Here is a 6,178-nt window from a genome sequence, read left to right on the forward strand (position 1 = left end):
CCGGGGCCCCACCGGGACCCCCGGAGCCCGCCGGATCCCCCCGAGGGCCCGCCGACCCCCGTCGCGTGCTCGCCGGGATTCGGCCGGAGCTCCGCGGGAACCCCTCGCGGCGTCATCGCCGACACCGCCGACACCGCCTTCCGCGCCGCCGGAGGTCCGCCCCCGCGCGTGACTCCCGCCTCACTTCCGCACGGAACCGCAGGTCGGCGCCCGGTTGCGCGTAAGGAGAGGATAAGAGTTGAGTCCTGTCGACTCAGCTCTGTTGACCCGGCGCCGGACGTCAGGCATGCTTGAGCCTGTTCCACTCAAGTCAGCTGGAGGAATCGAAATGGCACGTGCGGTCGGCATCGACCTGGGCACGACTAACTCCGTCGTCAGCGTTCTGGAGGGCGGCGAGCCCACCGTCATCACCAACGCCGAGGGCGCCAGGACCACGCCTTCCGTCGTCGCCTTCGCGAAGAACGGCGAGGTGCTGGTCGGTGAGGTGGCCAAGCGCCAGGCCGTGACCAACGTCGACAGGACCATCCGGTCGGTCAAGCGCCACATGGGCACCGACTGGAAGATCAACCTGGACGGCAAGGACTTCAACCCGCAGCAGATGAGCGCCTTCGTGCTCCAGAAGCTGAAGCGGGACGCCGAGGCGTACCTGGGCGAGAAGGTGACCGACGCGGTCATCACCGTCCCGGCGTACTTCAACGACGCGGAGCGCCAGGCGACCAAGGAGGCCGGCGAGATCGCCGGTCTGAACGTGCTGCGCATCGTCAACGAGCCGACGGCCGCCGCCCTGGCGTACGGCCTCGACAAGGACGAGCAGGTCATCCTGGTCTTCGACCTCGGTGGCGGTACGTTCGACGTCTCGCTGCTGGAGATCGGCGACGGCGTCGTCGAGGTGAAGGCCACCAACGGTGACAACAACCTCGGTGGTGACGACTGGGACCAGCGCGTCGTCGACTACCTGGTCAAGCAGTTCCAGTCCGGGCACGGCGTGGACCTGGGCAAGGACAAGATGGCGCTCCAGCGCCTCCGTGAGGCCGCCGAGAAGGCCAAGATCGAGCTGTCCTCGTCCACCGAGACCACGATCAACCTGCCCTACATCACCGCCTCCGCCGAGGGCCCCCTGCACCTCGACGAGAAGCTGACCCGCGCCCAGTTCCAGCAGCTGACCGCGGACCTGCTGGAGCGCTGCAAGACGCCGTTCAACAACGTCGTCAAGGACGCCGGCATCGCGCTGTCCGAGATCGACCACGTCGTCCTGGTCGGCGGCTCCACCCGCATGCCCGCCGTCGCCGAGCTCGTCAAGGAGATGACCGGCGGCAAGGAGGCCAACAAGGGCGTCAACCCGGACGAGGTCGTCTCGATCGGTGCCGCGCTCCAGGCCGGTGTCCTCAAGGGCGAGGTCAAGGACGTCCTGCTGCTCGACGTCACCCCGCTGTCCCTCGGCATCGAAACCAAGGGCGGCATCATGACCAAGCTGATCGAGCGCAACACCACGATCCCGACGAAGCGCTCCGAGATCTTCACCACGGCCGAGGACAACCAGCCGTCGGTGCAGATCCAGGTCTACCAGGGCGAGCGCGAGATCGCCGCGTACAACAAGAAGCTCGGCATGTTCGAGCTGACCGGTCTGCCGCCGGCGCCGCGCGGCGTCCCGCAGATCGAGGTCTCCTTCGACATCGACGCCAACGGCATCATGCACGTCACGGCGAAGGACCTCGGCACCGGCAAGGAGCAGAAGATGACCGTCACCGGCGGCTCCTCGCTCCCGAAGGACGAGGTCGACCGCATGCGTGAGGAGGCCGAGCGGTACGCGGAGGAGGACCACCAGCGCCGCGAGGCCGCCGAGTCCCGCAACCAGGGCGAGCAGCTCGTCTACCAGACCGAGAAGTTCCTGGCGGACAACCAGGACAAGGTCCCGGGCGAGATCAAGACCGAGGTCGAGGCGGCCGTCGCCGAGCTGAAGGAGAAGCTCAAGGGCGAGGACACCGCCGAGATCCGCACCGCCACGGAGAAGGTCGCGGCCGTCTCCCAGAAGCTGGGCCAGGCCATGTACGCCGACGCGCAGGCCTCCCAGGCCGCGGGCGCCGGTGCCGGTGAGGCCAAGGCGGACGACGACGTGGTCGATGCGGAGATCGTGGACGACGAACGTAAGGACGGTGCGGCGTGACCGAGGAGACCCCGGGCTTCGACGAGCAGTCGCAGCAGCCCGACGTCCCCTCCTCAGGCGTTCCGGCCGACGAGGCCGAGCCGAAGGCCGCCGACCCCTCCGCGGAGGAGGCGGCGGCCCCGGCCGGGGACCCGGGTCCCGACGCCGGGCTGGTGGCCCAGCTGGACCAGGCACGCACGGCGCTCGGTGAGCGCACCGCGGACCTCCAGCGGCTCCAGGCCGAGTACCAGAACTACCGCCGCCGGGTCGAGCGCGACCGGATCGCGGTCAAGGAGGTCGCCGCGGTGAACCTCATGACCGAGCTCCTGCCCGTGCTCGACGACATCGGGCGGGCGCGGGAGCACGGCGAACTGGTCGGCGGGTTCAAGTCCGTCGCCGAGTCGCTGGAGTCGACCGTGGCGAAGATGGGCCTGCAGATGTTCGGCAAGGAGGGCGAGCCCTTCGACCCGACGATCCACGAGGCCCTGATGCACTCCTACGCCCCGGACGTCACCGAGACGACGTGCGTGGCGATCCTGCAGCCCGGGTACCGCATCGGTGAACGCACCATCCGCCCCGCGCGGGTGGCGGTGGCCGAACCGCAGCCGGGTGCCCAGCCGGGCAAGCAGGCCGAGGAGGGCGCCGAGACGGCGGCGGACGACAAGGAGACAGGTGGCCCCCAGGAGGGCTGACGCCTCCGCCGGCGTCCGCGCGCCGGCGGGGGCGGGCAGGACGAACAGGCCGGGAAGGACCGGCGGGGCAGGAGAGGAGGGACGTCGGGGATGAGCACCAAGGACTTCATCGAGAAGGACTACTACAAGGTCCTCGGCGTCCCCCAGGACGCCACCGAGGCCGAGATCAAGAAGGCGTACCGGAAGCTCGCCCGCGAGAACCACCCGGACGCCAACAAGGGCAACGCCAGGGCGGAGGAGCGGTTCAAGGAGATCTCCGAGGCGAACGACGTCCTCGGCGACCCCAAGAAGCGCAAGGAGTACGACGAGGCCCGCTCGCTCTTCGGCGGCGGCGGTTTCCGCGCGGGGCCGGGCGCGGGCGGTGCCGGGTCGTTCAACTTCGACCTGGGTGACCTCTTCGGGGGCGGTCAGGGCGGTGGTCAGGGCGGCCAGGCCGGCGGCTTCGGCGGCGGCATCGGCGACGTCTTCGGCGGTCTGTTCAACCGCGGCGGCACGGGCACCACGCGCACCCAGCCCCGGCGCGGCCAGGACATCGAGTCCGAGGTCACCCTGAGCTTCACCGAGGCGATCGAGGGGGCGACGGTCCCGCTGCGGATGTCCTCCCAGCAGGCCTGCAAGGGCTGTTCGGGCACCGGCGACAAGAACGGCACACCGCGCGTGTGCCCGACCTGCGTCGGCACCGGGCAGGTCGCCCGGGGCAGCGGCGGGGGCTTCTCGCTCACCGACCCGTGCCCCGACTGCAAGGGCCGCGGCCTGATCGCGGAGAACCCCTGCGACATCTGCAAGGGCAGCGGTCGGGCCAAGTCCTCGCGGACGATGCAGGTGCGCATCCCCGCGGGGGTCAGCGACGGCCAGCGGATCCGGCTGCGCGGCAAGGGCGCCCCGGGCGAGCGCGGCGGCCCGGCGGGCGACCTCTACGTGGTCGTGCACGTCGGCAGCCACCCGGTGTTCGGCCGCAAGGACGACAACCTCACTGTCACCGTCCCGATCACCTATCCGGAGGCGGCGCTCGGCGGTGAGATCCGGGTCCCGACGCTCGGCGGTCCGCCGGTCACCCTGAAGCTGCCCCCGGGGACGCCCAACGGGCGGACCATGCGGGCCCGCGGCAAGGGTGCGGTCCGCAAGGACGGCTCGCGCGGCGACCTGCTGGTCACCGTCGAGGTGAGTGTTCCCAAGGACCTGTCGGGGAAGGCTCGTGACGCGCTGGAGGCGTATCGCGAGGCGACCGCGGAGGACGATCCGCGGGCGGAGCTGTTCCAGGCCGCGAAGGGAGCTTGAGGACGATGGACGGTCGTCGACGCAATCCGTACGAACTGACGCAGGACACCCCGGTCTATGTCATTTCGGTGGCGGCCCAGCTCTCCGGGCTGCATCCGCAGACGCTGCGTCAGTACGACCGCCTGGGGCTCGTCTCCCCGGACCGCACCGCGGGCCGGGGCCGCCGCTACTCGGCCCGGGACATCGAACTGCTCCGCCAGGTGCAGCAGCTGTCGCAGACCGAGGGCATCAACCTGGCGGGCATCAAGCGCATCATCGAGCTGGAGAACCAGGTCGCCGCGCTGCAGTCCCGGGTGGCGGAGCTGGAGGGCGCCCTGGACGGCGTGGCCGCGACGATGCGTCAGCGCGAGGCGGCGGTGCACGCGTCGTACCGCCGGGACCTGGTGCCGTACCAGGAGGTCCAGCAGACCAGCGCGCTGGTGGTGTGGCGGCCCAAGAGCCGGCAGCAGGCCGACTGACGGCCGGCGCCCGCTCCGGCCGTCACCGGATGGCCGGAAAGCGCCGGTCCGGGGCGGGAGCGCGGTGACGGAAGCGATCCGGTGGGAGGACCGCGGTCTGACGGAGAAGTTCCGTTTGGCGTGAAAGTGAAGTACCGGACGGGGTCCGGAGGCTCTCCCGGGCCTCCGGACCCCGTCCGTGCGCGGGACCCTGACGGCGCGTCATCCGGAGCCCCGGATACTTCCGTGCACGCCCCGCGCACGGCTGTGAGCAGCACGTGTATGCGCGTGTAGGAGATATGTGCGATTCTTTCGCCTAGCCCACACGACTTCAGCGCACGGTGCTGTGTTCATCTCGTTAAGTAGTTGGTCTTGACGTCAGTGGTCGCTGGAGCGTTGGCTTTTCAGTCACATGGGCCGCAATGTTGTGCCCACGTCCAAAAACGTACTGAAGTGAGCCCTCGCATGCGTCGTATCGCCATATCAGTCGCCGCCGCCTCCCTGTCCCTCGTGCTCGCCGGGTGCGGTGCGCTCAACGCGACGGGGAGCAGCGACGGAGCGAGCCCCACCAAGGGGAACGATGTCACCATCGGGCTCCTGCTGCCCGAGACGGCCAACACCCGGTACGACCAGTTCGACTACCCCATCTTCAAGAAGAAGGTGGAGGAGCTCACCAACGACAAGGGCAAGGTCGACTACGCCAACGCCGACGCGGACGCGGGCAAGCAGTCGAGCCAGATGCAGCAGATGATCAAGGACGAGGTCGACGTCATCGTGCTGGACGCGGTCGACGCGCACGCCATCGCCGGGGACGTGGAGAAGGCCAAGGACGCGGGCATCCCCGTCATCGCCTACGACCGGCTGGCCGAGGGCCCGATCGACGCGTACATCTCCTTCGACAACGAGCTGGTCGGCGAGGTCCAGGGCCGCTCCCTGCTGGAGGCGCTCGGCGGCGACGCCGGGGCCACCAGCAAGATCGTCATGATGAACGGCTCGCCGACCGACCCGAACGCCAAGCAGTTCAAGGCCGGGGCGCTGTCCGAGCTCCAGGACGCGGTGACCATCGCCAAGACCTACGACACCAAGGACTGGAAGCCGGAGAACGCCCAGGCCAACATGGCCGAGGCGATCGCCGAGATCGGCGCGGACAACATCGCCGCGGTCTACTCCGCCAACGACGGCATGGCGGGCGGCATCGTCAAGGCGCTGGAGGCCGCCGGGGTGACCGAGATGCCCCCGATCACCGGTCAGGACGCCGAACTCGCCGCGGTGCAGCGGATCCTCCTGGGCGACCAGTTCATGAGCGTCTACAAGTCCTACCCGACCGAGGCGGACAACGCCGCGGAGATCGCGGTGGCGCGGGTCCAGGGCAAGGCCATCCAGTTCGACGCGCTGACCAGCGACCGCGTCGACAGCCCCACCCACAAGGACATCCCGGCGCAGCTCGTGCCCGTGGTCGCCCTGACCAAGGAGAACATCGCGGACACGGTCGTCGCCGACGGGTTCTACAAGGTCTCGGACATCTGCACGGCCGCCTACAAGGAGGCCTGCGACAAGGTCGGGCTGAAGTAAGGCCCGGCCGGCGGTCGAGGACCCCTCCGGCGGCCGAGGACCCGCCCGGCCGCCGG

The 6,178-nt window shown here is 69.8% G+C and carries 5 protein-coding genes; all 5 read left to right on the forward strand.

All coding sequences use genetic code 11. The features are described from left to right. Positions 1-328 precede the first annotated feature (328 nt). Positions 329-2,164 (forward strand): molecular chaperone DnaK, encoded by a 1,836-nt coding sequence (gene dnaK / locus AOK18_RS25605; protein ID WP_055695871.1) that lies wholly within the window; start codon positions 329-331, stop codon positions 2,162-2,164. Continuing rightward, a complete protein-coding gene (gene grpE, locus AOK18_RS25610) occupies positions 2,161-2,835 on the forward strand; it encodes a nucleotide exchange factor GrpE (protein ID WP_055695872.1) in 675 nt (224 codons plus the stop codon). The genes dnaK and grpE overlap by 4 nt, the downstream gene beginning before the upstream one ends. Before the next feature lie 90 nt (positions 2,836-2,925). After that, positions 2,926-4,113 (forward strand): molecular chaperone DnaJ, encoded by a 1,188-nt coding sequence (gene dnaJ / locus AOK18_RS25615; RefSeq protein WP_055695873.1) that lies wholly within the window; start codon positions 2,926-2,928, stop codon positions 4,111-4,113. Positions 4,114-4,118: 5 nt separating this feature from the next. Then, complete coding sequence (locus tag AOK18_RS25620; protein WP_055574239.1) at positions 4,119-4,571, forward strand: heat shock protein transcriptional repressor HspR; 453 nt, start codon at positions 4,119-4,121, stop codon at positions 4,569-4,571. A 444-nt stretch (positions 4,572-5,015) separates the two neighbouring features. Next, positions 5,016-6,122 carry a sugar ABC transporter substrate-binding protein gene (locus AOK18_RS25625; RefSeq protein WP_240503311.1) on the forward strand — a complete coding sequence of 369 codons (1,107 nt, stop codon included), beginning with the start codon at positions 5,016-5,018 and terminating at the stop codon, positions 6,120-6,122. Positions 6,123-6,178 lie beyond the last annotated feature (56 nt).

The sequence above is a fragment of the Streptomyces prasinopilosus genome (genome assembly GCF_001419695.1).
GTDB lineage: Bacteria > Actinomycetota > Actinomycetes > Streptomycetales > Streptomycetaceae > Streptomyces > Streptomyces prasinopilosus.